The following is a 24,737-nucleotide window of genomic DNA, read 5'->3' as shown; positions in this document are numbered from 1 at the left end:
TTTCCTGATCAATAGCCCAATAAGTGCGAATTTTTTGCATCAATTCCATAATTCGACTATTATCGAATCATGGAAACTAAAAACGCTATTACCTCCCTCGCCGCGCTTGCGCATGATTCCCGTCTTGCGGTGTTCCGCCTGCTGGTGCAGGTCGGGCCCGAAGGTCTGGCAGCAAGCAAAATCAGCGAAGCGCTGGAAATTCCCCCTTCCTCATTGTCCTTCCATCTGAAAGAACTGAGTCACGCGGGTCTGCTTACTGCAACCCAGGCCGGGCGCTACATACATTACGCCGCCAACTACGGCGCCATGAATGGCTTGATTGCCTTCCTGACCGAGAACTGCTGTGGTGGTAATCCATGCACGCCGGCGTGTACGCCGGCTTGTGATGACGCAAAAACAGTAAAGCGCTGATTCCAACAATTCTTAATTCACTGCAGGTCCATCAAATGTTAGATAAGACTTTTAATGTACTTTTCCTTTGTACCGGTAACTCAGCACGCAGCATCATGGCGGAAGCCTTGCTGTCGACTATGGGGCATGGCCGGTTTCGGGTATTCAGCGCTGGCAGCCAGCCGGGCGGCACGGTCAACCCGTTTGCTGTGGAACTGGTAAAGACTACCGGCTATCCGACTGAACATTTGCGTAGTAAGAGCTGGGATGAATACGCGGTGGATGGCGCACCGAAAATGGATTTCATCATCACGGTGTGCGACAACGCTGCAGGCGAAGTCTGTCCTATCTGGCCGGGACAACCAATGTCGGCTCATTGGGGTTTTGAAGATCCTGCCGCTGCGCAAGGCAGCGATGAAGAAAAACGCGCAGTCTTCCACAAGGTATTCAAGCAAATCATGGGGCGAGTGAATACCTTCGTTAGCCTGCCGATAGCCATGCTGGAAAAAAATACGATCCATCACGAACTGAAAAAGATAGGCGCAAGCGGTGTCTAGTCTGATTATCTGGCGCAAGTGCGAGATGTGATGCTGACCGCTTTCCTCATATTCATTGCCACTATCGGGTTGGTAATCTGGCAGCCGCGCGGTTTGAAGATAGGCTGGAGTGCCGCCATAGGCGCTGCGCTGGCATTGCTCTGCGGCGTGGTGCAACTGGCGGACATTGCCGTCGTGTGGGGCATAGTCTGGAATGCCACCATCAGTTTCATCGCCATCATTATCATCAGTCTGTTGCTGGATGAGGCGGGCTTCTTCGCCTGGGCGGCACTGCATGTTGCGCGCTGGGGGCGGGGTAGCGGACGCCTGCTGTTTGCCTACCTGGTTTTGCTGGGGGCACTGGTTTCTGCTTTATTCGCCAATGACGGTGCCGCATTGATACTGACGCCTATCGTGATCGCGATGCTGACGGCACTGAGATTTTCGCCGGCAGCGACACTGGCATTTGTCATGGCAGCAGGCTTTATTGCGGATACCGCCAGCTTGCCGCTGGTGGTGTCCAACCTGGTGAATATCGTCTCCGCCGATTACTTCAGGATAGGTTTCGCGGAATACGCGTCCGTCATGCTGCCGGTGAATCTGGTGGCGATCGCGGCTACGTTGGGCATGCTGCTGTTGTTCTATAGACGCGACATTCCGGCCAGCTACGACGTCAACAGTTTGCAACTTCCGCATCAGGTCATCCGTGACCCAGCCACCTTCCGCGCCGGATTCTGGGTATTGGCTTTGTTACTGGCAGGTTGCTTTGGACTGGAGCCTTTGGGCGTTCCTATCAGTGCAGTAGCAAGTGCCGCCGCTATTATTCTGCTGGCGGTCGCCGCGCGCGGCCACCTCATTTCAACGCGCAAGGTGGTGAAGGATGCGCCATGGCAGATCGTGCTGTTCTCGCTCGGCATGTATCTGGTGGTGTATGGTTTGCGGAACGCAGGCATGACCGATTACCTGGCGATGGTACTGAATCATTTTGCCGAATATGGCGTATGGGGCGCTGCGCTGGGAACCGGTTTGCTGACGGCCATACTCTCTTCGGTGATGAACAATATGCCGACGGTGCTGGTGGGCGCACTGTCGATAGATGCCAGCACCGCGCAAGGGGTGGTGCGTAGCGCGATGATTTACGCGAATGTCATCGGCAGCGATCTCGGGCCCAAGATTACGCCTATCGGTAGCCTGGCCACCTTGCTTTGGCTGCATGTGCTGGCACGCAAAAACATCCGCATTACATGGGGCTACTACTTACGCGTCGGCATCGTCATGACCCTGCCCATTTTGCTCATCACATTGATTGCGCTGGCACTGCGTCTGCAATGGACTTTATAAAGCACATTCATCATGAACACATTTGACGACAAAAGTCTGCCTGCGTTTGCATTGAACCAGATTGATATTCCGACGCCGGAGAAGCTGGCGATTCCGGCGCATTACACACATGCACCGCGCATATTGCTGTTGTACGGTTCATTGCGCGAACGTTCTTTCAGTCGCTTCCTGACCGAAGAGGCGGCGCGCATACTGCTGCATTTAGGCGCGGAAGTACGCATCTTTGATCCGCGTGATTTGCCGATGGCAGGCAGCGTGGATGAATCACACCCCAAGGTAGTGGAGTTGCGTGCATTGAGTATATGGTCCGAGGGGCAAGTGTGGTGCAGTCCGGAGCGGCATGGGACGATTACCGCCGTGATGAAAAACCAGATCGACTGGATACCACTGGAGCAAGGTGCGATGCGTCCCAGCCAGGGGCGTACGCTGGCGGTCATGCAGGTCAGCGGTGGCTCGCAATCCTTTAATACCGTGAATGTCATGCGTGTACTGGGACGCTGGATGAGGATGTTCACGATACCCAATCAGTCTTCGGTGGCCAAGGCTTACGATGAGTTTGACGCGGCCGGGCGCATGAAGCCTTCCCCTTACTACGATCGCCTGTTTGACGTGATGGAAGAGCTATACAAGTTCACGCTGTTGCTGCGCGAACGCAGCGACTACCTGACGGATCGCTATAGCGAACGCAGACAGCGACACGTGTCAGCACAGAAATCCACCGCTCCCGCAGTAGACGTCATCTGACCTTCTACATGTGGTATTGCTTAGATGATCTATAGCCATACCGCTATAGGAAAACCTGCAGATCTCCAGTAGAATTATTTTCACCAAGGTTGGGCTCATCCAGTTCGCTGACTCATTTCCAAGCTGAGTCGGCCAGCTTCAGGTAAGGCCAGTCCCGATACCCAACTGGATTCCTGTCGTTCCCACGCTGCATTTCGTGCACCGTATCTTTCCCGCCCACTTCACCGAGTACTTTGCAGTTTCGCTGCAAGGAGTCTACACGTGCGTCTGCTGCAAGTAGCGCGGGCAGGAACGGATTTCAATTGACCCAATTAAAGGAGTAAAGATCATGATGATCCGTTTGTCCAAAATCGCTATGGTGCTGGCCATGGCCCTGTTTGCATCGCTTGTCAGTTTCGGCAACATCACTGATTACGAAACCAACTTTGCGTTTGTGCACCATGTGTTTCTCATGGATACCACCTTCCCCGGCAACAGTATTACTTACCGTGCGATTGAGTCCCCGTTCATACAGCATGCCGGTTATATATTCATCATCGCGCTGGAAACCGCGACGGCACTCCTGTGCTGGCTAGGTGGCTACAAGCTGTGGCAAGCATTGAAGGGCGATAATGTCGCGTTCCGTCGCGCCAAGAAATACGCGATTGCTGGCCTGACCCTGGGTTTCCTGGTCTGGCAGGTCGGCTTCATGTCGGTAGGCGGCGAGTGGTTCGGCATGTGGATGTCGAAAGAATGGAACGGCGTGCCGGATGCCAGCCGTTTCTTTACGACACTGTTGCTGGTGCTGATCTATGTCGTGATGTCGAATGACGATTTGGATGAATAAGGCTTGACCTTCCTATGGTGGGAAGGTCTACAGTGTAGTCAGTTGTCCCACTTAAGGAGTATGACGATGTATGAGTTGCAAATTGATGATATGACCTGCGGTCATTGCGCAAGCAAAGTGACCAAAACAGTAATAGAGCTGGATGCGACGGCGAAGGTGGAGATTGATCTGCCTACGCATAAAGTACGCGTGCAATCGGATACTGCGTTGGTAGATATCTCCGAAGCGCTTGCAGATGCCGGTTATCCGGTGGTTGCCAGTACTACTGTTTAAAAAACAGCGCACAAAAGAGCGAGTTGGCCATGCCACTCGCTCTTTTTTATTGCCCGGCAATTTAATCCTTGCGCGTCAATTCCGGCAGCTGTGTCAGTACATCGTCGCCGTAAGTGCGCAAGACTTCGGAGATGATGACCCTGTACCCGTCCAGCCAGTTGGCCTGCGCCGTTTTCGCCTGTAAATGCACCGGATGGTGGATCAGGGCTTGCAGCGAAGCCAGGTTGTCCCAGTAGTAGACATTGGAAGTCAGGCCGTTGCTGGCGTTTTCCCAGCTTTCTTCACCCAGATAGCCGGGCATAGACCTGGCAGCGTCCGCGATGATGCGATCCAGACGATGGAATTCATCATCGAATTGTTTGGTGGCAAAGATAAAAGTAGATGAATACATGGCCGCTATCGATAGAGACACAGGGACGGGATATTCTAATCTGCAAAGCTGAACGTCGACGTATGTTGTACGCTACAGGGCGCTCACCCTCAGTGTGGACAGCAGCCGCTGCTTTCATCACCATTAGCCTGCGCCAGTCCTTGCAGGATGGGGCAGTCAGCCCGCGCATCGCCGTTACAGGATTGTGCCAGGTGCTGCAGCGTGTCGCGCATTTCAGTTAACTCTGCCACGCGCTTGTTCAGATCTTCCACATGTGCCAGCGCGATAGCCTTTACATCGGCGCTGGCCCTGTGCGCATCATTCCACAGCGACAGCAAGTCGCGGATCTGGTCCAGAGCGAAACCCAGTGAGCGCGCACGCTTGATGAAGCGCAGCGTGTGCAAATCGTTTTCGCTATAAGTCCGGTAGCCGGCGTCGCTGCGTGCACTGGGTTTAATCAGGTGGATGCTTTCATAGTGCCGGATCATCTTGGCGGTGATGCCGGATGCATGTGCTGCTTCGCCGATATTCATGGCATGTCCTTTTCGTCTGGATGTTGCTTACTTGCTGTCATGCGCTGTTTTGGCGGTCGGGTGCCAGCGGCGCAGGAGTAACGCATTACTGATCACACTGACTGAGCTGAAGGCCATCGCTGCGCCGGCGAGCATAGGGTTCAGCAAGCCGAACGCTGCTAGCGGAATGCCCACCAGGTTGTAGATAAATGCCCAGAACAGGTTCTGCCGGATCTTGCTATAGGTGCGACGCGAGATATCGACCGCATCTGCCACCAGGGCCGGATCGCCACGCATCAGCGTGATACCCGCCGCATGCATCGCAACGTCAGTGCCGGTTGCCATCGCGATGCCGACGTGGGCCGCGGCCAGCGCAGGCGCATCGTTGATGCCATCGCCGACCATCGCAACGATGTGATCGCCTTGTTGCAACTCAGTGATCTTGGCGGTTTTATCCGCCGGGAGCACTTGTGCGATTACATGCTGGATGCCGAGTTTGCTACCGACCGCATTGGCGCTGCCATAGTTATCGCCGCTCAGCAGCACGGTATCGATACCGAGTGCATTCAGGCTGGAGATTGCGCGCGGCGCGCTGTCCTTGATTGCGTCGGCGAAGGCGATCAGGCCCAGCAATTCCGTGGGTTCATCCGCCAATGCCAGCCATGAAATTGTATGGCCGGTGCTTTCCAGTTCCTGCGCGCGTTCAGCTAGTGCGCCGCCATTCAGGCCCAGCTCTTCTATCATGCGCGAGCTGCCGAGTTGCAGGCGACGACCATTGATGACGGCGGCGACGCCGCGGCCGGGCAAGGCTTGCACTTCGCTGACCGGCAACAAGTCTATATTTTCCTTGCGCGCAGATTCGATGACGGCATGCGCCAGCGGATGCTCGCTGCCGTTCTGGATCGTGGCGGCCAATTGCAACAAGGTCTTCGTCGGTATGCCATTGCCTTGCATGGCCGCGACTTGCGGTTTGCCGAGGGTCAGGGTGCCGGTTTTATCGAACACCACAGTGTTGACGCGATGGACCGTTTCCAGTGCTTCTGCATCCTTGATCAGGATGCCGGCTTTCGCGGCGACGCCGGTGCCAGCCATGATGGCGGTTGGTGTGGCCAGACCCAATGCACATGGACAGGCAATGACGAGCACGCTGACCGCATTGATGATGGCAGTTTCCATCCCGGCACCTGCGAGCCACCAGCCGATAAGGGTGACGAGCGCGATCAGCAAAACGATAGGGACGAAGATCGCACTGACTTTATCGACCAGGCGCTGGATAGGCGCTTTCGCCGATTGTGCGTTTTCCACCATGCGGATGATGCGCGACAAAGTGGTTTCTGCGCCGATCGCATCGGTACGTACCAGCAACAAGCCATCGGCATTGATGGAGGCGCCGGTTACTTTGGCGCCGACCTGTTTGACTACCGGCAGGCTTTCACCCGTAATCAGTGATTCATCGACCTGGCTATTGCCTTCGATGATGGTGCCGTCAACAGCGATACGTTCGCCGGGACGTACGACGACGATGTCGCCGACCTTGACCGAGTCGATAGCCACATCAGTATCCACACCATCGCGGCGCACGCGGGCGAATTCCGGACGCAGTTTTTGCAGCGCGCGTATGGCCGAGGCAGTTTGTTTCTTGGCGCGTGCTTCCAGCCATTTGCCCAGCAGGATCAGGGTAATGACGACCACTGATGCTTCAAAATACAAATGTGGCATGTGATCGGGCATCGCGGTCAGCAGTAAATAAATACTCAGACCGTAAGCGGCGCTGGTACCCAGCGCGACCAGCAAATCCATATTACCGGTACCGGCCTTGACTGCGTGCCAGCCCGCTTTATAGAAGCGCGCACCAAGCCAGAACTGTACCGGCGTTGCCAATGCCCATTGCAGCCAGCCCGGCAACATCCATTCGATACCGAACGGTTGCAGGAACATCGGCAGTACCAGCGGGATGGCGATCAGCGCGGAGTACATCACGGGCAGCCAGTCCGGAGCCGCTTTTTGTTCCTTCGCTTGTTGCGCTGTTTGTGACTGGGTAGACGGCAGGGCTGCGCCATAGCCGGCTTTCTCTACCGCAGCGATCAGGGCCGAGCTGCTGGTGCCGCGGTTGACTTTGACTTGCGCTCTATCGGTGGCGAGGTTGATGCTGGCGTTGAGCACGCCATCTACTTTGCGCAAGGCCTTTTCGACACGGCCGGCGCAGGAGGCGCAGGTCATCCCGGTGATGTCGAGCGTGACTTCTTCTTGCGGCACTTCGTAGCCCGCTTTTTCGATGGCCTGCCGGATCATGTCGGGCTGGACCAGGGTTGTCGCTTCGACCGCGACCGAATCGGTGGCGAGATTGACGCTGGTTTGTTGCACACCGGGAATGGCATTGATGGCCTTTTCCACACGTGACGCACAGGACGCGCAGGTCATGCCTGCCACATCGAGGGTGATGCGACGGAGATTGTTTGCAGCTGTTAGTGACTGGGCGGTCGTCATGATGGGCTCGCAGGTGACTGTAGATGTAAGCAGTGTCGACCTTACCATGATGGGAAGGTCAAGGGCTTTTTTCAAGTAGGGTGCAAATCGCGGGATATACCTGCCCATCGTCATATTTAGCGCCACAAATCGTTAAAGTTAGCGCCTAACTTTGATGATCCATTGTTGATTTGCATCGAAAACTGACCCACGTTTAGAACACAATCCTACTTATCAAAGTGAGTAGGAGATATGGAGTGATCGACGTGGCTTTACTTGGAATAATTCGACGCTGGCACCTTCGTGACCAGGTCTCATTGAGGGAAATATTCAAACGACTGGGTATCTCTCGAAATACCGTTAGACGTTATCTACGGGCCGAAACTGTTGAGCCAGCCTATGCTGATAGACGTTCTCCGACTTCTCTCGATAAATACGCGTTCAAGCTTTCCGCCTGGTTAAAGACCGAGGCGACGAAGTCACGAAAGCAACGACGGACTTTGAAACAGATGCACATCGACTTGTGTGCGTTGGGATTTGAAGGGTCGTATGACCGGGTCGCAGCCTTCGCCAGACAGTGGAAGGTGGATCAGCTGGAGAGGGTCAATTCTGCGAGCAAATCAACAGCAAGCCGACTAACTGCTACCTAACCTCAAAATTACATTAATAGGGTGGGTCAAAATTCAATGCAAAATACGGGTCAGGTTTCAGCGCAATTCAACAGACAGCCCCTCAATTTCCTTTGCGCAATGTTGCAATTAAACTATAAACTACGGATATGCCGATATCGCTTTAGCAACACCGGATCGAAACGTTAAAAGCCTCGGAAGATTTCCGGGGCTTTTGTTTATCTAGAGGGCCGGATGCGGAGAGGGATTTCTACGGAGAAACGCAATGATTGACTCAAATGACTTGGTCGCGAAAAATTGCACGACATACCAATATTCTGCACCCTGCCGTATTTCCATAGACAAGCCTCCTGCAAGAATTCGTAATATCACAAAATTTTTAAAAAAGGGTGCAAATGATTCGTGGAAATAAATCCGTTTCAATCGTCTTTAATAAGAAGCTCTTCCTTGCCGCAATTTTTTGCGTTGCGCAGCCTGTGTGGGCTCAATCCATTACCGTTACCGGCAGCGTGTTTCATTTTCTGAGTGGCACTAACACCCAGATTGCCGCGGGCAGTCTGGGGACTTCTTTCACCCTGACCGACAATCTGGTGATTGGCGGCAGATTCGGCCCGGTAGGCGAGTTGACCATTCAAGACGGAGCCATTGTCAGCGTCGCGGGCCTGACGGGACTGCCCGACAATAACACGTCAACCGGCACGCTCAATCTCAACAACGGCGGGGTGCTGCAAACGAGCTATTTGGTCAGTGGCGGCGGCACGGCAAGCGTGAATTTCAACGGCGGCATTCTGCGTGTCAACGACAACGAAGCCAATTTTTTGCAAAGTTTCCAGGCCAATGCTATCAAGGTCAACAGCGCTGGCGCCTACGTCGATACGCAAGCCTTCACCGTCGGCATCAATAACTCGACAGGCATCATCACAGGCTCCGGCTCTTTCACCAAGCAAGGCAGCGGCACACTCAGCATCACGGGCAGTAATACATGGGGCGGCAGCACCAGCGTCGCCGCCGGCACGTTAGGCTTTACCACCTACACCCAGAGCAGCAGCCAGACCTTGACCATCGGTGCGAGCAGCATCGCCAACTACGGCAAGCTGAATGTCAGCGGAGTGGCGACTTTCAATGCCGGTGCCAATCTTGCAGTCGATGTCGCCAGCATCAACACGCTGGCCAAAGACCAGACCTTGAGCGGTGTCATCAGCGCAGGCACCCTGAACGCCACGACCTTCAATGTCACGGACAATTCCGCCTTGCTTAATTTCGTCGCGGTCCGCAACGGTAGCGCCATCGATCTCAATATCGTTAATGCCAGCACCATCTATGATGCCGTCCGCGCCCAATCCATGGCGCCAGCCTATGGCGCTGCCCGCATCCTGGATGCCTTACCTAGCAGCGGTGACACCGGGGTTGTTTCCAGCGCATTCAACAGACTGCCCACGCAATCCAGCGTCGCTCGCGCAGTCAATCAGACGCTGCCGGTCATTTCGGGCAATCAAGCCATTCAAGGGACCTTATCCACCTACCAGAACCTGATTCAACAGCGCAATGCCGGTAATGCAACCGGCTTGTCGTCCGGTGATGCACTGTCGAACAAGAACGGCTGGGGCAAGGTGTTTGGCTCACGTGCCGATCAGGATGATCGCAGCGGTGCTGCAGGTTTTAAAGCCGATACCTGGGGTCTGGCACTGGGTGGCGATGCCGAAGTTGCACCGGGTGCACGCTTTGGCCTGGCCTACGGTTACGCCAAGACCTCGGTCAATGGCAATACTGACCTGAGCGGTACCGCGCAGCGTGCCAACATCGACTCGCACGTGGTGTCTGCCTACGGTAGCAAAGACATGGGTAGCAATCGCACCTTCTCGTTCCAGGGCGATATTGGCGTCAGCGGCAACAAATCCACCCGCCAGATCGACTTTGGTGGGTTGAACCGTACGGCACGCGCCGACTATCGTACCTACAGTGCACATATGGGTGCTGCGATTGCACAAGCGTTTGAACTCAATCAGAAGACCACATTCACACCTGCCCTGCGTGCCGATTACACATGGCTCAAATCGCAAAGCTACAACGAGATTGGTGCGGATGCATTGAATCTGAGTGTCGATTCAAACAAAACCGACGCCTTGGTGATTGGTGCGGATACTTACCTTCAATATCGCATCTCGAACGTCTCTCGTATCGATGCCAACATCGGCATCGGTTACGACACCATTAACAAGCAAGGCAACATCGTGGCAGCTTACGCTGGTGTACCGGGGCAATCGTTTGTGACAACCGGCATCGATCATTCACCATGGCTGGTACGTGGTGGGATCGGGTACAGCATGATTGCTGCAAGCGGCACGGAAATCAATTTCCGCTATGACGCAACAGGCCGTTCGGACTTCCTCAATCACACCGCCTCAGTGCGGGCGAAGTGGGCTTTTTAACACCTTAGCCACACCAAGAAAAAGGCGACCGGATGGTCGCCTTTATTATTTCTGCTACATGTCCGCTGTTGGTCGATAGCGGACATTCCATATTGAATTTTTTAAACGGAGATGCAATTTCAGAATTGTGGCGTTAACTTTGACGATGGGCACGAAACAGACTTCCGATTTGATGTAAGTGTGTACTTACTATAGATAATATCGAATATTGATAATGTGTAGCGAAGTGATTCTGGCATGGAATGGTGCAAGGGCGCGCTGGCGGAGTAGGGCCTGCGGCTTTGTACTTCGATGGCAAGAACGGTGCTTACCTCGGGAATCGGTTGCCGTGGCAGGGTAGGGCTGCTGATATCTTCCTGCAAATGCAGTTCCCGCTGCATTCAGGACGCATTCTCGGTTTGCCGGTACGCATCCTGATTTCCATCATGGGTTTGCTGGTTTCCATGCTGAGTATCACCGGTGTGGTGATCTGGTGGAAGAAACGCAAGGCGCGTGTACGTTCCGAAATTCAGGTGCGTAACGCCGTCATCGCAAAAGGTGATTTGCCGCAAGCGACTGCTTAATCCCGTCCTATATACCTGGGATCAGGCGAGACATAAGCAACGATGCGTCGGTTCAGCAGCCCCGGTGGCGCAACCAGTTGCAGGTCGAAGGATGTGACGGTAAAGCCGACATAAAAATGCCAGGTGAAGGATTTGTCGCCGACCACGAAGTGGATGATTTCACCGCCTTCGACATTCACCCATTTGGTGTCAGGTGTAATCACGATGGTACGCACCGCCGCCGCCGCGGTGGATGGATAACCCAGCAAATCGACGCGGGTAGTTTCAGCAAAGGCCGGTGCGCTCAGCATCATGCATGCGCTCAAGGCGAGGGTAAGTAATCTGGTCTGCATGGCAGTCTCCGGGCATCTCTGGCAAGGAAGCACAAATGTGCTTCATTTAGAGCAGCAATCCATCATACAGGTTCCACTGTTGTCTGAATGCACCTGCGCGCATGGCCGCACATCTCGTCGCGGGCAAGCATCCGCGTTTCACGCGACAATATATCTTTTTGATATATCCAAAGCCAAAATGGATGATTTACAAGCGCGGCGCGGGTGACTAACATCGCCCTGTAGCGTAGGTCGCGCGTAGCTCGCGCATCCTTGCGTGAGACATCTATCCACTCATGGCTTATTAAAGGAATCCTATGCCCGGCTTCAAACGAAAACATTTATCCGCACTTGCCTTGCTGGGCGCGCTGGCCATACAACCGTTGTGGGCGGCTGATCTGAAGATCGCCTTGTCTGCCGATGTTTCTTCACTTGATCCGCACTATCTGAACATCGCACCTAACGTTGCCTTCTCTTCCCATATATTCGATGCGCTGGTGAATGTTGATGCCAACGGCAAACTGGTGCCTGGCCTGGCGACATCATGGCGTACGATTGATGCGACTACCTGGGAATTCAAACTGCGGCACGACGTGCAGTTTCATGACGGCTCGAAGTTTACCGCCGAAGACGTAGTGTTTTCGCTGGACCGTCCAGCCAAACTGACGAATAGCCCCGGGCCATACACCGCCTATACCAAACAAATCGTCGCGAAGAAAATCGTCGATCCCTATACCGTACGCCTTAGCACCGCGACACCATATGGTCCGCTGGCACTGGATGTAAGCGCCATCTTCATCGTATCGAAGAAAGCGGCAGAGAAAGCCAGCACCGAAGATTTCAACAGCGGCAAGGCGCTGATAGGAACCGGCCCATATAAATTCGTCAGCTTTAAACGCGGCGACCGTATAGAAGTGGCGCGCAACGATCATTACTGGGGCGGCAAATCGGACTGGGATAAAGTCAGCTTCCGCATCATCACCAATTCCGCACCACGCCTGGCCGCTTTGCTGTCCGGTGATGTTGATGCAATCGAAGGTGTGCCGACCGCCGATTTGAGCAAACTGAAACGCAATGCCAGGTTCAAGCTGGAGCAAAAGATTTCATGGCGCACCATCTTCTGGGAGATCGATCAGTCCGAGCGTAGCTCGCCGTATGTAACGGATAAGGCTGGCAAGCCATTGCCGGGCAATCCTTTGCGTGACATCCGCGTGCGTCAGGCGATTTCCAAGTCCATCAACCGCCAGGCTTTGGTGGATCGCACGATGGAAGGACTGGCAGTGCCGGCTTCGAATATCGTTGCACCGGGCTTGCTCGGTTATAACGATGCGTTGAAAGTGGAAGCCTACGATCCGGAAGGCGCGAAGAAGTTGCTGGCGGAAGCCGGCTATCCGAACGGTTTCGCACTGACCTTGCACGGGCCGAATGATCGCTATATCAATGACGCGCAAGTGGTGCAAACCGTCGCGCAATTTCTCAATCGCATAGGCATACAGACCAAGGTCGTCACCTTACCGCTGTCGGTCTACTTCAGCAAAGCACGCGCCGGTGAGTTCAGCGTGGCCTTGCTGGGCTGGGGTACGCTGGCTGGCGACTTTGGTTTGCGCACACTGGTCGGCACCTCGAATCCGGACACTGGCTGGGGTACCTGGAACTGGGGCAAGTACAGCAATCCGGCGCTGGATAAGCTGATTGCTTCTTCCCTCGGCTCGGTCGACCAGGCCAAACGCACTGGCTATGCGCAGGAAGCGGCTGCCGTCGCGATGAAGGATTATGCGGTCGTGCCCTTGCATCATCAATATGCGACCTGGGCAATGCGCAAAGGCTTGAAGTACACTGCGCGTACCGATGAATTCACTTTTGCACACCAATTCCACCCAGAATAAATCCAGCGTGCTGTCTGCTTGCGCTCGTCAACTCACGGGCCGAACCTGAACCATGTTTGATTTCATCCTGCGCCGCCTCGGACAAAGCATACTGGTGCTGGTCGTCATGTCCCTGCTGGTATTTGTCGGCGTCTACGCGATTGGCAATCCTATCGACATCCTGCTCAGCCCGGATGCGGATCAGCTCGAACGCGCCCGCACCATCGCGGCCTTCGGACTGGATAAACCGTTGTGGCAGCAGTACTTCATCTTCATTCAGAATGCAGCCGGCGGCGATCTTGGCCGCTCGTTTGCGTTCGGTACTTCCGCGCTGGGTCTGATACTGGAACGTTTTCCTGCGACGATGGAACTGGCGGTGTGCGCGATCCTGATGTCCATCGTGCTCGGCATACCGCTGGGTTTGTGGGCTGGTCTGCGTCCGCATAGCTGGACCGGCAAAAGCATCATGGCGGTATCAATACTGGGTTTCTCACTTCCGACCTTTTGGGTCGGGCTGATGCTGATCATGGTATTTGCGGTGCAGCTGGGCTGGCTGCCAGCCAGTGGGCGCGGCGAAACGACTTTGCTGCTGGGTATACCGGTCAGCTTCCTGAGCTGGGATGGGTTGAAGCATTTGCTCTTGCCCGCCTTCAATCTCGCGCTTTTTAATATTGCATTGGTGATACGTCTGACACGCGCCGGTGCGCAGGAAGCCTTGCTGCAGGATTATGTGAAGTTTGCGCGCGCCAAGGGTTTGCGCAATAGCCGCATCATCGGCGTGCATGTACTGAAGAACATCCTCATCCCCATCGTCACCGTGATTGCATTGCAGTTCGGTTCCATCATTGCGTTTGCGATTGTGACCGAATCAGTCTTTGCCTGGCCCGGCATGGGCAAGCTGATCATCGATTCGATACGCGTGCTGGACAGACCCGTCATCGTTGCTTACCTGATGCTGATCGTGGCGCTGTTCATATTGATTAACCTGATAGTCGATGTTGTGTATTCGCTGCTGGACCCGCGTGTACGCCTGTCGGATGCGCAAGGCTGATGATGGACGCTACGGCCACAACAGCGCACATCGAAACGCCATTCCGGCGTTTTGCGCGCAATTTCTTTGCCAGCAAAGTAGCGACACTGGGTTTTATCGTCTTGCTGCTGATCGTGCTGGCGGCCATCTTTGCACCTGTCATCGCACCGCAAAATCCGTATGATCTGGCGCAGATAGACATCATGGATTCGCGCCTTGAGCCGGGTACGCAGAACTTTGACCACAGTCTGACTTATGTATTGGGTACCGATGAGCAGGGGCGGGATATGCTGTCGGCGATTCTGTATGGCGTACGCATCTCCATCATCGTCGGCGTCGTCAGTACCGTCATCGCTTTGCTGATCGGTCTGACGCTGGGTTTATTCGCGGGTTATTTTGGTGGCCGGGTGGAAAGCCTGATCATGCGCATCGCCGATATCCAGTTGTCCTTCCCGCCTATCCTGGTGGCCCTGATCCTGCTGGCATTAATGGGGCCGGGCGTAGGCAAAATCATCATCGCGCTGGTCGCGGTGCAATGGGCGTATTACGCTCGCACTGCGCGCAGCGCGGCACTGGTCGAACGCAAGAAAGAATATATAGAAGCCGCCAGCGGACTTGGCTTGTCGCCCTTGCGCATCGTTTTTCATCATCTGTTGCCGAATTGCCTGCCGCCGCTGATCGTGATCGCTGCCTTGCAGGTGGCATCTGCGATTTCGCTGGAAGCGACCTTGTCCTTCCTCGGCATAGGTTTGCCGGTGACCGAGCCATCGCTGGGTTTGCTGATTGCGAACGGCTTTGATTACATGATGTCGGGTAAATACTGGATCAGTCTGTTCCCAGGTATTGCCTTGCTGCTGACCGTGGTGGCCATCAATCTGGTGGCCGACCAATTACGCGACGTGCTGAATCCACGCCTGCAAACACAATGACGACGATACCGACACTCACCGTGCAAAACCTGCAGATGCATTTCTCTGCACGCGAAGGCGTGGTGAAAGCAGTGGAAGATGTGTCCTTCTCGGTCGCGCCCGGCCAGATCATGGGCCTGGTGGGTGAGTCGGGCTCGGGTAAGTCGATGACCGCATATTCGATCATGGGTTTGATAGACGCACCAGGCAGGATAGTCGGCGGCAAGATTCTGTTGCGCGAACAAAACCTGCTGGAGCTGTCGCCGGAAGCGATGCGGCGTGTGCGCGGCAATCGCGTCGCGATGATTTTCCAGGACCCGATGATGACGCTGAATCCGGTCTTGCGTATTGATACGCAAATGATGGAAGCGGTGCTTGCACATCAGGATGTCAGCAAGACGACGGCGCGTGCAATGGCGCGCGATGCTTTGGCGCGGGTTGGTATCGCGTCACCGGACGAGCGCTTGCTGGCCTATCCGCATCAATTCTCTGGCGGCATGCGGCAACGGGTCGCGATCGCCATTGCTTTGCTGAATAAGCCTGATCTGATTATTTGTGATGAGCCGACCACCGCACTGGACGTCACGATACAGGGCCAGATCCTGTACGAGATGCAAAAGCTATGTCGCGAATCTGGTACCGCATTGATCTGGATTACGCATGACTTATCTGTGATCGCCGGACTGGCCGACGCCCTGTGCGTGATGTACGCGGGTAAGGTGGTCGAAAGCGGCACAGTGCAGCAAGTGCTGGAACAAACGCGTCATCCATATACTCATGGTCTGATCGCATCGTCGCCATCGCGCAATGTCGCAGGTCAGCCTTTGCGCCAGATCCCGGGCATGACGCCGTCCCTGCTGAATCTGCCGTCCGGTTGCGCCTTCCGTACCCGTTGTGACCGTGCGACTGCCGAGTGTGAGCAGACGCCTCCTTTATCCATGCATGGTACGCATACCTTGCGTTGCTTCCATCCGGTGTCGCAGGCAGTGGAGGTGAGACATGGATAAGGCTTTGCTGGAGCTGCGCGATGTCAGCAAGCGTTTTGTCAAACCGCTGGATACCGCTGCGCGCATAGCCAAAGCATTCGGTGCGAAGCGCGAAGCAGAAGTCGTGCATGCGGTAGATCATGCGAACCTGAGCATACAGTCGGGCGAGGTAGTGGGTCTGGTCGGCGAGTCGGGGTGCGGCAAATCCACGCTGGGCCGTATGGCAGTCGGTTTGCATACTCTGTCGTCCGGTACTCGCTGCTGGCAAAGCGAGGACATGGCACAGCTGTCCGGCAGCGAGTTGCGGCGCAGGCAATTGGCCATGCAAATGATTTTTCAGGATCCGTATGCATCGCTGAATCCGCGCATGCGCATACAGGACATCGTCGGCGAAGCGCCGCTGGCGCATGGCATGACCACACGCGTCGAGCAAAAAGACTATGTTGCCAGCCTGTTGCAAAAGGTGGGGCTGGATCCGGCGCTGGTGCGTCGCTTTCCGCATCAGTTTTCCGGCGGACAGCGTGCGCGTATCGGGATCGCGCGCGCACTTGCAGTGCAGCCGGAGTTGCTGGTATGCGATGAAGCGGTGGCGGCGCTGGATGTGTCGATACAGGCGCAAGTGCTGAACCTGTTTATAGAATTACGTAATGAGCTGAAACTGACTTATCTCTTCATCAGCCATGACCTGGGTGTGGTGCGACATATCTCGGATCGTGTCGTCATCATGTATCTCGGCCGCATCGTGGAATCGTCGCCGACTGCAGAATTGTTTGCACAAGCTAACCATCCGTACACCAGCGCCTTGCTGGCTTCTGCACCGAAGCTGGAAGTAAAAAAAATCGACTTCGTTGCGGTGAAGGGGGAGATACCGTCGCCGCTGCATCCACCCTCAGGTTGCCACTTCCATCCGCGTTGCCCGCATGCGATGCCGCGTTGCAGTGTCGAGCAACCCGTGCTGAAAGAAATCGCGCCGCAGCACTACTCTGCCTGCCATCTGAACGACGTGGTTTAAGCTGCGCTCTGCTGGCGATTGATATAACGTCGTGACAGCGCTTCCAGCGGCCCTTGCGTATGCGTGCTGAGCCACCAACGACTCACCAGCAATTGCAGCAACATGATGGCGAAGGCGATCAGCATCCATCCGGCTGGTGGCCAGCTGGCACCCAGACCGAAACCGAATCCCTGTATCAGTACCGAACACAGCAGCGACTGCATCAGGTAGTTACTGAGTGCCATCCGACCGACCGGTGCCATCCAGTTTGCCAGCCAGCGCTGGGTGTCTGTGCCTGCCAGCATCAGGCAGGCGACATAAGCAGCGGCGAGGCAGCTGCCGCCGACCGGCAGCCATGCATACGCAATGTAAGAGTAGGGTGACGGATGTAAAGGATCGATGGCTTCGGCCAGGATCAGCGTGGCCCAGATCAGGTTGAACGGTATGCCTATCGCAAATCCAATCAGACGTACGCGGCGCCAGAAAGTAGTATGCCGCCACGGTTGCGTCAGCCAGCCGCGCCTGACCGATATTACGCCGAGCAGGAACAGCACGGCGATATGCGGCAGGATGAAAACGGATTGGGTGGTGACCGAGATGTAATCGCTTATACGCTGAATGGCGATGCGGAGGTAGCTGCCATAGGTATAAGTCGTGCGTGCCGCTTCCACTGCATACACTTCATTCTTACTTTGTGCGATCAGGTCATCGCTGCCGAAGAGTTGCGCGCCGAAGAAGACATTGAGCAGCAAGAGAGCGGTAAATATTCCCAGCCATACATACAGGTGTTTGCGTACTTTGCGCAGTCTGGCATTGGCGAGGCCGGACAATACCCAGAATCCGGCGATCGCATATACGGTCAGGATGTCGCCGAACCAGATCAATACGCCATGCACGACGCCGCATGCCAGCAACCACTTCATCCGGCGACGGTATAACTGTTCGGCGTCACTCCAGCGTCCCAGCTTTTGCTGGGCCGAGCGTGTAATCAGGACGAAGCTGGCGCCGAACAGGAACGCGAATATCGGATAAAACTTTTGTTCGGCAAAGAATGCAACAAAGGCGACCGACAGAATATCGAACAGGGTAGCGTCAGCTGGCAGTACGCCGTAGCGCAGCGCGTTGAAGCCCCAGATAAATGAAAAGACATTGACCAGCAGGATGCCGAACACGGCTATACCACGCATGGCGTCTATGTGCGCGTGACGGGAGTCAGTGGCCGGAGTTGCGGTTTGATTCATGCTTGCTTAAGTATGGGCGCGTAATGACAGGCTGCAGTATGCAGCAGCCCGTTACGCTGTAACGGTTTTAATCGGATGCGAGTGCGCCGGAGGCGGCGTCCGTCTCGCTGGCCGCAGCCAGTCTGGCTTCATGTCTTTGCGACAGTACCCAGGTGAACTCGGCGCCGAGCAGGAAGATCTGCGCCGAATAATAAATCCACGCGAGCAGGACCACCAGCGATCCGGCCGCACCAAAGCCGGACGCCATATTGGTTTTGCCGAGATAGAGGCCGATCAGGGTTTTGCCGACGCTGAACAGCAGCGCCGTGATGACGGCGCCGACCCAGACATCGCGCCAGGCGATAGTCGCGCGCGGCATAAATTTATAAATCATCGCAAACAGCGTGGTGATGACGCCGAAGGAGACGGCCAGGTTCAATATCTGCAGGACGATGTTCCAGTCACCCAGCATATTGCCCCACCATTTACCGAGTGCTGCCAGCGCTGCACTCAGGATCATTGAAATCAGCAGCATGAAGCCCAGGCCCATCACCATGCCGAACGAAAGCAGACGGGTGAAAACAAATTTCCAGATGCCGCCGTTATTGTTATCAGTCGATACTTTCCAGATACGGTTCAGCGCACTTTGCAATTCACCGAATACTGCCGTTGCACCTATCATCAGCGTCAATGTACCGAGTGTGGCGGCAATGATGCCCTGGCCCGGCTGACTGACAGAGCGCAAGATGCCTTCGACTGCCGCTGCACCGGTGTCGCCGACCAGGTCGCGTAACTGCGAAATGATTTCACCCTGCGCTGTGTTTTGCCCGAAGAAGAAGCCTGCGATCGCGATCACGATGATCAGCATTGGTGCAAGGGAAAAGATCGTGTAATAGGCCAGTGCGGCGCCCATACTCGGTGCAAAATCCTGTAACCAGGCTTGGACTGCTTCCTTGGTCAGTGACCAGGCGTCTTGCAGGTGCGTTGTTTTCATTGTTGGCGTCGCTTTCTGCGGTGATCGGCAATGGGATCTTTATTTTCTCTGCTGCAGTTTCACGGATTGTACCGATAGTTGGAGCCCGATGTTGTCATCGTCGTGATGGCATAAGAATTGCTGCCTGGTAAAGCTATATAGAACTCATTTCATAAATATCCGTGAGATGCGTTCTAGACAGGCGCGATGTGATGCGCGCGGCCTGCTATGCTGAACTATCTGTCGTTCATTGTTCGCACTATCCCATGCCGCGCCGCCATCATCACCATGTCTATGTCGTCGAGTTATCGACCGATGTGCTCTACGAAGCCCGTTTTAAAAAGGCGAATCCTGATTACATCCCGGGCAAGCCCTGTGTCTATGTCGGCATGACCGGGCTCGACCCGGATCTGCGCTTTGATAAACACAAGGCAGGTATACAGAGCAATCGATACGTCGAGAAGTTCGGTTTACGTCTGTTACCGGAGCTATATGCGGTGTACAACCCTATGCCTTACGAGGCGGGCTGTGAGATGGAGGTGGAGCTCGGCATTGCGCTGCGCGAAGCGGGCTACGGTGTGTGGCAGGCATGATGCCGTAAAAAAACATTTAGACGCGGAACCATTCCACTTTTTACAAGGTCAGACTGGCACTCATTCCGTAAATAGCTGTGTGCTAGCCGGATATTTACGTCATGAGTTCTAGCGTAACTGCTGTGTTGCGATTCAAAAGGCGCGGCAACAACCAGAAATGCACGGGCACAATCCGGGTAATTTCGCAGCAGTTATCGTCTTTTGTCCATCTCATCGGCGACGAAAGGTCAATCTTGCCTTGATTCGTGAAGCGCATCGCGTGGAGTGAAGGCACTTTTCAAATTGGATGCGTATGGCAGCTAATTGCAAGCAAATGCTACGGTGACTTGATGCAATTAATTGGGATACACATCTTTGCTTCGTGCAAACCTGCATATCTGCAGTAGCGACGAAGGTCTGACAGCCAGTATGGAACGGACAGTTTGTTTAGATTGGAAATCATGTTCTGGAGTTTATTTACACCCGTGCGGGCCGGTCAGCGCATCGCGTTGCTGGTTCTTGCATTCATTCCCTGTATTCCTGCGCTTGCGTTTGAGTTCAACGACGTCGCGAAGAAAGCCAAGCAGTTATCGAGTACCTCCTACAAGGCGCCACAGAAAAATATTTCGAAAGCCCTGGAGAACCTGAATTACGACCAATACCGCGATATCCGTTACAAACCTGAACGTGCGTACTGGCATGCCGATAAATTACCGTTTGAGCTGACCTTCTTCCATCAGAGCCGACAATTCGAGAGTCCGGTGCGTATTAATGAAATTGTCGGCAAGCGTGCGCGCCCGATTCCATTTGATCCCAAAGCCTTCAACTACGGCGCCAACAAACTGACGCCGCATGATCTCAAACATCTGGGCTATGCCGGTTTCCGCGTGCATTACGCCATCAACACACCTAAATACAAAGATGAAGTCGCGGTTTTCCTCGGCGCGAGTTATTTGCGTGCAGTAGGGAAAGGCCAGATTTATGGTTTGTCCGCGCGCGGACTGGCGATTGATACCGCTTTGAATTCCGGTGAAGAATTTCCGAAGTTTGTTGAATTCTGGATCGAACGTCCGAGTACGAACAGCAAGCAACTGACGATCTACGCCTTGCTCGACTCGCGCCGTGTAACCGGTGCATATCGCTTTACGATCAAGCCGGGTGAGCAAACGGTGACAGATGTGAAGTCACAGCTCTACTTGCGTGAAAACGTCAGCAAGCTCGGCATCGCACCGTTGACCAGCATGTATTTCTTTGGCGAGAACCAGCGTTCGGCGACTGAAGACTACCGTCCTGAAGTGCATGACTCGGATGGCTTGTCGATACAGTCGGGTACTGGTGAATGGATCTGGCGACCGCTGGTGAATCCGAAGCGTTTGCTGGTCACCTCGTATAGCCTGAGCAATCCTAGCAGTTTTGGCCTGATGCAGCGCGATGAAAAACAAAGCAGCTATGAAGACCTGGAGGCGCGCTACGAAGCGCGACCAAGCGCGTGGGTCGAACCGAACGGGAAGTGGGGCGCAGGACGGGTAGAGCTGGTGCAGATACCGACCCCGGATGAGTTCAACGACAATATCGTCGCATACTGGGTGCCGGACGTTATTCCTAAACCGGGTAGCGCCATCAATCTGGATTACCGTCTGTACTGGAACAAGAGCGCGCAACAGCGACCACCTTTGTCCTGGGTCACGCAGACCCGTCGTGGTCATGGCCACCTGGGCAAGCCGGACGACAGCACTGCTCTGTTCGTTGATTTTGAAGGGCCTGTTTTCAAGAAATTGCAGGCCAATGCCAAGATAGAATTCCGCGCCTCATCGGATAGCAATGGTGAAATCCTGGAAGCGCATACCTACCGCAATGAAGCGACCGGCGGCTGGCGTGCTGCGCTCAGGGTCAAGCGAATAGATGACAAGAAGCCGATAGAACTGCGCGGTTTCCTGCACACCAACAACACAACTCTGTCGGAAACGTGGAGTTATATCTTGCCGGCGGATTGATGGACGCGCCTCGCATCCCGACCCAGTGTCGGCACTACCTCGACCACCTGTCCTTACCTGAGGCAGAGCGGCATGCGCTCGAAGTGCAGTTGGAACAGAGTGCAACGTTCTCCACACGCGTAGCGATGGAGGACTTGCATAATGCGCTGGCAGGCGAGCATGCCAACCCGGATAATCCGGCGCTCGGTTCGGTGCTGGCGCGGACCTGGCTGGCGCTGTCATCGAAGACGAAAGATAAGGCGCCACCTGCGGCAGCACTCAGTGATGAAACAGGAGCGCCTTTAAGTATTGCACCGCCTATCAATCGCGCTTCGATGGTGCCGGAACCGTGGGGTGCGCTGAATCCGCTGACGCGCTGGCTGCAGGGTTTATTTAAGCGGCAGCCGAAGAAATCGCAGCCCGCCACTGATACAGTGACATCTGCCAACGATGGCGCCAAAGGCGGTACACGTCGTCTGGTCCTGCTCCTGTTGATGCTGGGACAAACCGCATTGGCTACTTACTATATGAGCAGCGTCTTGCCGTATCAGGGCAAGCAGCCATTGGAAATGGCGATGCTGGCTTTGTTTGCCTTGTTGTTCTGCTGGGTCTCTGCCGGTTTCTGGACCGCGATGACGGGCTTCATCCTGTTGGCGCGCGGCAAGGACCCCCATCTGATTTCTAAAACTGCAGTCACCGACGGCCCGATAGATGCGGCTGCGCGCACCGCGATTGTGATGCCTGTCTGTAATGAAGATGTGGCACGGGTCTTTGCCGGTTTGCGTGCGACCTATGAATCGGTAGAGAAAACCGGTCAGCTGGATAGATTTGATTTCTATGTATTAAGCGATAGCAGCAATAGCGATACCTGCGCCGATGAGGTCGCCGCATGGGCCATGCTATGCAAGACGATTAATGGTTTTGGTCGCATCTTCTATCGTCGTCGCCAGCGTCGGGTCAGACGCAAGAGCGGAAATATCGATGACTTCTGCCGCCGCTGGGGCAAGAACTACCGCTATATGGTGGTGCTGGATGCCGATAGTGTGATGAGCGGCGATTGCCTGACCAAGCTGGTGCAATCGATGGAAGCCAATCCGGATGCCGGGATTATCCAGACTGCACCACGTGCTGCTGGTCGCGATACTTTATATGCGCGCATCCAGCAATTCTCGACGCGGGTATATGGCCCTTTGTTTACCGCCGGTCTGCATTACTGGCAGCTTGGTGAATCGCATTACTGGGGGCATAACGCGATCATCCGCATGCAGCCTTTCATCGAGCATTGCGCCTTGTCGCTATTGCCGGGTAAAGGGCCGTTTGCGGGTGAAATCCTGTCGCATGATTTTATCGAAGCTGCACTGATGCGCCGTGCCGGCTGGAAGGTCTGGATCGCGTACGATCTGGATGGCAGTTACGAAGAAATGCCGCCGAATCTGCTGGATGAATTAAAACGTGATCGTCGCTGGTGTCAGGGCAATCTGATGAACTTCCGCCTGTTCCTGTCCAAGGGCATGCATTCAGTCCACAGAGCCGTATTTGTGACAGGTGTAATGGCTTATCTGTCCGCGCCATTGTGGTTTCTGTTCCTGATACTGTCGACCGGTTTGCTGATGCAGCACACACTGACCGAGCCGATCTATTTCACCGAACCGTGGCAGTTATTCCCGACCTGGCCGCAATGGCATCCGGAAAAAGCGCTGGCCTTGTTCAGTGCAACCGCGACTTTGTTATTCCTGCCGAAGATGCTGAGTGTGCTGCTGATCTGCATGCAGGGTGCGCAACAATTCGGTGGTCGTCTGCGTCTGGTTGGCAGCATGTTGATCGAAATGTTTTTCTCGATGTTGCTGGCACCGGTACGTATGTTGTTCCACACGCACTTTGTGATCGCTGCCTTCATGGGATGGGCGCTGCGCTGGAAATCGCCGCCGCGTGAAGATGCAGAAACCAGCCCCGGTGAAGCCATACGCAAGCATGGCTTCCATACACTGCTGGGTCTGACCTGGGGTGGCATTATCTTTTGGCTGAACCCGACTTTCCTGCCATGGTTGCTGCCTATCGTCGGTTCGCTGGCGCTGGCGATTCCGGTGTCGATTTATTCGAGCAAGGTTGCCAACGGTTTGCGCTTTCGCCGCAAAAAGTTGTTCCTGATACCGGAAGAAGCACAGCCGCCAGTGGAATTACAGGACATGGTTGCGTATGTCAAAGCCGCGCCGCGCAGCATGAACTTCATCGATGCGGTGGTCGATCCGCGCTTCAATGGTGTGATGTGTGCCAGCAGCTATATGCATGCGCATCGCTCACTGGAGGCGCAGCGCAGGCGCAGGGATCAGGTACAGGACGCGGTGAAGAATGGTCCGACGACTTTGCCGGACGGACAGAAAAATAGTTTGCTGGCAGACCCTGTCTTCCTGTCGCAACTGCATCTGGATGTCTGGTCATCCGAGCAGGCGCATCCGGGCTGGTTCAAACATTTGCGTGAAGCGAATGAGCAAGAACAACTGAGTTTGCGCCACGCCGGACGTGGCACAGCGGGTTTAGAAGGAAGAAAACAGCCAGCCTAAGGCGAACAAGAGAAATGCAATCGCGATCAGGGTGAGTAGCAGTATCGGTATCCATACTATCGCCAATACGATGAATTCGACGACGATGTGGTTGTCCCCCGATTTGCCGCGCCCGCAGCGCTCTGCAATTTTTTCGGAGATATAGGTGGAGACAGGTGTCGCCAGACTGCCGACGAAGCTACCTATCGTTTCCAAGGCCGACATATAAGCGCTCACATCTAAATTGATGGTGCCAATATAGCGCTACTATCATTGCAGGCTATGGCCG

The 24,737-nt window shown here is 54.9% G+C and carries 23 protein-coding genes and 1 pseudogene; 17 read left to right on the top strand and 7 right to left on the bottom strand.

The features are described 5' to 3' along the window. Positions 1-69: 69 nt before the first annotated feature. The 6 genes from DBR37_RS02280 (at position 70) to DBR37_RS02255 (ending at position 4,110) form a co-directional block, all read left to right on the top strand. Positions 70-411 (top strand): helix-turn-helix transcriptional regulator, encoded by a 342-nt coding sequence (locus DBR37_RS02280; protein ID WP_124572678.1) that lies wholly within the window; start codon positions 70-72, stop codon positions 409-411. Positions 412-446: 35 nt separating this feature from the next. Then, entirely contained in the window at positions 447-947 is a 501-nt protein-coding gene (locus DBR37_RS02275; protein WP_124572677.1) for an arsenate reductase ArsC, read from the top strand. A gap of 30 nt (positions 948-977) precedes the next feature. Next, positions 978-2,267 (top strand): arsenic transporter, encoded by a 1,290-nt coding sequence (locus tag DBR37_RS02270; RefSeq protein WP_124572676.1) that lies wholly within the window; start codon positions 978-980, stop codon positions 2,265-2,267. 12 nt (positions 2,268-2,279) lie between these two features. After that, complete coding sequence (arsH, locus tag DBR37_RS02265; protein ID WP_124572675.1) at positions 2,280-3,011, top strand: arsenical resistance protein ArsH; 732 nt, start codon at positions 2,280-2,282, stop codon at positions 3,009-3,011. A 328-nt stretch (positions 3,012-3,339) separates the two neighbouring features. Continuing rightward, positions 3,340-3,837 (top strand): DUF2165 family protein, encoded by a 498-nt coding sequence (locus tag DBR37_RS02260; protein WP_124572674.1) that lies wholly within the window; start codon positions 3,340-3,342, stop codon positions 3,835-3,837. Positions 3,838-3,897: 60 nt separating this feature from the next. After that, positions 3,898-4,110, top strand: coding sequence for a heavy-metal-associated domain-containing protein (locus DBR37_RS02255; RefSeq protein WP_370454220.1), 213 nt, complete (start codon positions 3,898-3,900; stop codon positions 4,108-4,110). Positions 4,111-4,171: 61 nt separating this feature from the next. Here DBR37_RS02255 and DBR37_RS02250 read toward each other — a convergent pair whose 3' ends face one another. From DBR37_RS02250 to DBR37_RS02240, 3 genes are all read right to left on the bottom strand, one after another. Further along, positions 4,172-4,501, bottom strand: a complete 330-nt coding sequence (locus DBR37_RS02250) for an antibiotic biosynthesis monooxygenase (RefSeq protein WP_124572672.1) — start codon at positions 4,499-4,501, stop codon at positions 4,172-4,174. 89 nt (positions 4,502-4,590) lie between these two features. Beyond that, positions 4,591-5,013 (bottom strand): Cu(I)-responsive transcriptional regulator, encoded by a 423-nt coding sequence (gene cueR, locus DBR37_RS02245; protein WP_124572671.1) that lies wholly within the window; start codon positions 5,011-5,013, stop codon positions 4,591-4,593. 27 nt (positions 5,014-5,040) lie between these two features. After that, positions 5,041-7,479: a heavy metal translocating P-type ATPase gene (locus DBR37_RS02240; RefSeq protein WP_124572670.1), complete on the bottom strand. Its 2,439-nt coding sequence runs from the start codon at positions 7,477-7,479 to the stop codon at positions 5,041-5,043. A 236-nt stretch (positions 7,480-7,715) separates the two neighbouring features. Between DBR37_RS02240 and DBR37_RS17225 the strand changes: the two are divergent. The 3 genes and pseudogenes from DBR37_RS17225 to DBR37_RS02225 all read left to right on the top strand — a co-directional run. Continuing rightward, positions 7,716-8,084, top strand: a pseudogene (locus tag DBR37_RS17225) (IS21 family transposase); the annotation flags it as partial. A gap of 479 nt (positions 8,085-8,563) precedes the next feature. Next, complete coding sequence (locus tag DBR37_RS02230; RefSeq protein ID WP_233588255.1) at positions 8,564-10,516, top strand: autotransporter domain-containing protein; 1,953 nt, start codon at positions 8,564-8,566, stop codon at positions 10,514-10,516. Between the two features lie 242 nt (positions 10,517-10,758). Continuing rightward, positions 10,759-11,079, top strand: a complete 321-nt coding sequence (locus DBR37_RS02225) for a PepSY domain-containing protein (protein ID WP_370454219.1) — start codon at positions 10,759-10,761, stop codon at positions 11,077-11,079. Here DBR37_RS02225 and DBR37_RS02220 read toward each other — a convergent pair. Beyond that, a complete protein-coding gene (locus DBR37_RS02220; RefSeq protein WP_124572668.1) occupies positions 11,076-11,411 on the bottom strand; it encodes a CzcE family metal-binding protein in 336 nt (111 codons plus the stop codon). The two genes, DBR37_RS02225 and DBR37_RS02220, sit on opposite strands and share 4 nt — an antisense overlap. Positions 11,412-11,707: 296 nt before the next feature. Here DBR37_RS02220 and DBR37_RS02215 point away from each other — a divergent pair, with 296 nt between their 5' ends. From DBR37_RS02215 to DBR37_RS02195, 5 genes are read left to right on the top strand one after another with little or no spacing between them, the layout of a single operon-like run. Next, on the top strand, positions 11,708-13,276 hold the full coding sequence (locus tag DBR37_RS02215; protein WP_124572667.1) for an ABC transporter substrate-binding protein: 1,569 nt from the start codon (positions 11,708-11,710) through the stop codon (positions 13,274-13,276). 52 nt (positions 13,277-13,328) lie between these two features. Continuing rightward, positions 13,329-14,306, top strand: a complete 978-nt coding sequence (locus DBR37_RS02210) for an ABC transporter permease (protein ID WP_124572666.1) — start codon at positions 13,329-13,331, stop codon at positions 14,304-14,306. Beyond that, positions 14,306-15,214 carry an ABC transporter permease gene (locus DBR37_RS02205; RefSeq protein ID WP_124572665.1) on the top strand — a complete coding sequence of 303 codons (909 nt, stop codon included), beginning with the start codon at positions 14,306-14,308 and terminating at the stop codon, positions 15,212-15,214. Before DBR37_RS02210 ends, DBR37_RS02205 begins: the two co-directional genes overlap by 1 nt. Further along, a complete protein-coding gene (locus DBR37_RS02200) occupies positions 15,211-16,200 on the top strand; it encodes an ABC transporter ATP-binding protein (protein WP_124572664.1) in 990 nt (329 codons plus the stop codon). Before DBR37_RS02205 ends, DBR37_RS02200 begins: the two co-directional genes overlap by 4 nt. Further along, positions 16,193-17,191, top strand: coding sequence for an ABC transporter ATP-binding protein (locus tag DBR37_RS02195; protein WP_124572663.1), 999 nt, complete (start codon positions 16,193-16,195; stop codon positions 17,189-17,191). The genes DBR37_RS02200 and DBR37_RS02195 overlap by 8 nt, the downstream gene beginning before the upstream one ends. Here the strand turns inward: DBR37_RS02195 and DBR37_RS02190 are convergent. Both DBR37_RS02190 and DBR37_RS02185 read right to left on the bottom strand, forming a co-directional pair. Next, positions 17,188-18,411, bottom strand: coding sequence for a DUF418 domain-containing protein (locus DBR37_RS02190; protein WP_124572662.1), 1,224 nt, complete (start codon positions 18,409-18,411; stop codon positions 17,188-17,190). The two genes, DBR37_RS02195 and DBR37_RS02190, sit on opposite strands and share 4 nt — an antisense overlap. Before the next feature lie 67 nt (positions 18,412-18,478). Then, positions 18,479-19,384: a YihY/virulence factor BrkB family protein gene (locus DBR37_RS02185; RefSeq protein ID WP_124572661.1), complete on the bottom strand. Its 906-nt coding sequence runs from the start codon at positions 19,382-19,384 to the stop codon at positions 18,479-18,481. Positions 19,385-19,629: 245 nt separating this feature from the next. On the opposite strand from DBR37_RS02185, the gene DBR37_RS02180 reads away from it, so the two are divergent. The 3 genes from DBR37_RS02180 (at position 19,630) to mdoH (ending at position 24,469) form a co-directional block, all read left to right on the top strand. Next, positions 19,630-19,956: a hypothetical protein gene (locus tag DBR37_RS02180; protein ID WP_124572660.1), complete on the top strand. Its 327-nt coding sequence runs from the start codon at positions 19,630-19,632 to the stop codon at positions 19,954-19,956. 440 nt (positions 19,957-20,396) lie between these two features. Continuing rightward, entirely contained in the window at positions 20,397-21,929 is a 1,533-nt protein-coding gene (locus tag DBR37_RS02175) for a glucan biosynthesis protein G (protein WP_124572659.1), read from the top strand. Further along, a complete protein-coding gene (gene mdoH / locus DBR37_RS02170) occupies positions 21,929-24,469 on the top strand; it encodes a glucans biosynthesis glucosyltransferase MdoH (protein ID WP_124572658.1) in 2,541 nt (846 codons plus the stop codon). Before DBR37_RS02175 ends, mdoH begins: the two co-directional genes overlap by 1 nt. On the opposite strand, the gene DBR37_RS02165 is transcribed toward mdoH, so the two are convergent. Further along, the gene (locus tag DBR37_RS02165; RefSeq protein ID WP_124572657.1) at positions 24,443-24,673 is read right to left on the bottom strand and encodes a hypothetical protein; all 231 of its coding nucleotides are present in this window, start codon (positions 24,671-24,673) and stop codon (positions 24,443-24,445) included. The genes mdoH and DBR37_RS02165 overlap by 27 nt on opposite strands. Positions 24,674-24,737 lie beyond the last annotated feature (64 nt).

It is taken from the genome of Herminiimonas sp. KBW02 (genome assembly GCF_003852535.1).
GTDB lineage: Bacteria > Pseudomonadota > Gammaproteobacteria > Burkholderiales > Burkholderiaceae_D > Oxalicibacterium.
The sequence above is the reverse complement of the archived record's forward strand: the minus strand, read 5'-3'. Positions and strand labels throughout refer to the sequence as shown.

Coding starts and splice junctions, on each gene's coding strand:
- DBR37_RS02270 (WP_124572676.1), top strand. CDS start 978: ATGCTGACCGCTTTCCTCATATTCATTGCCACTATCGGGTTGGTAATC.
- DBR37_RS02275 (WP_124572677.1), top strand. CDS start 447: ATGTTAGATAAGACTTTTAATGTACTTTTCCTTTGTACCGGTAACTCA.
- DBR37_RS02180 (WP_124572660.1), top strand. CDS start 19,630: ATGCCGCGCCGCCATCATCACCATGTCTATGTCGTCGAGTTATCGACC.
- DBR37_RS02260 (WP_124572674.1), top strand. CDS start 3,340: ATGATGATCCGTTTGTCCAAAATCGCTATGGTGCTGGCCATGGCCCTG.
- DBR37_RS02190 (WP_124572662.1), bottom strand. CDS start 18,411: ATGAATCAAACCGCAACTCCGGCCACTGACTCCCGTCACGCGCACATA.
- DBR37_RS02215 (WP_124572667.1), top strand. CDS start 11,708: ATGCCCGGCTTCAAACGAAAACATTTATCCGCACTTGCCTTGCTGGGC.
- DBR37_RS02280 (WP_124572678.1), top strand. CDS start 70: ATGGAAACTAAAAACGCTATTACCTCCCTCGCCGCGCTTGCGCATGAT.
- DBR37_RS02205 (WP_124572665.1), top strand. CDS start 14,306: ATGATGGACGCTACGGCCACAACAGCGCACATCGAAACGCCATTCCGG.
- DBR37_RS02185 (WP_124572661.1), bottom strand. CDS start 19,384: ATGAAAACAACGCACCTGCAAGACGCCTGGTCACTGACCAAGGAAGCA.
- DBR37_RS02195 (WP_124572663.1), top strand. CDS start 16,193: ATGGATAAGGCTTTGCTGGAGCTGCGCGATGTCAGCAAGCGTTTTGTC.
- DBR37_RS02210 (WP_124572666.1), top strand. CDS start 13,329: ATGTTTGATTTCATCCTGCGCCGCCTCGGACAAAGCATACTGGTGCTG.
- DBR37_RS02220 (WP_124572668.1), bottom strand. CDS start 11,411: ATGCAGACCAGATTACTTACCCTCGCCTTGAGCGCATGCATGATGCTG.
- DBR37_RS02175 (WP_124572659.1), top strand. CDS start 20,397: ATGTTCTGGAGTTTATTTACACCCGTGCGGGCCGGTCAGCGCATCGCG.
- DBR37_RS02200 (WP_124572664.1), top strand. CDS start 15,211: ATGACGACGATACCGACACTCACCGTGCAAAACCTGCAGATGCATTTC.
- mdoH (WP_124572658.1), top strand. CDS start 21,929: ATGGACGCGCCTCGCATCCCGACCCAGTGTCGGCACTACCTCGACCAC.
- DBR37_RS02240 (WP_124572670.1), bottom strand. CDS start 7,479: ATGACGACCGCCCAGTCACTAACAGCTGCAAACAATCTCCGTCGCATC.
- DBR37_RS02250 (WP_124572672.1), bottom strand. CDS start 4,501: ATGTATTCATCTACTTTTATCTTTGCCACCAAACAATTCGATGATGAA.
- arsH (WP_124572675.1), top strand. CDS start 2,280: ATGAACACATTTGACGACAAAAGTCTGCCTGCGTTTGCATTGAACCAG.
- cueR (WP_124572671.1), bottom strand. CDS start 5,013: ATGAATATCGGCGAAGCAGCACATGCATCCGGCATCACCGCCAAGATG.
- DBR37_RS02165 (WP_124572657.1), bottom strand. CDS start 24,673: ATGTCGGCCTTGGAAACGATAGGTAGCTTCGTCGGCAGTCTGGCGACA.
- DBR37_RS02255 (WP_370454220.1), top strand. CDS start 3,898: ATGACGATGTATGAGTTGCAAATTGATGATATGACCTGCGGTCATTGC.
- DBR37_RS02225 (WP_370454219.1), top strand. CDS start 10,759: ATGGTGCAAGGGCGCGCTGGCGGAGTAGGGCCTGCGGCTTTGTACTTC.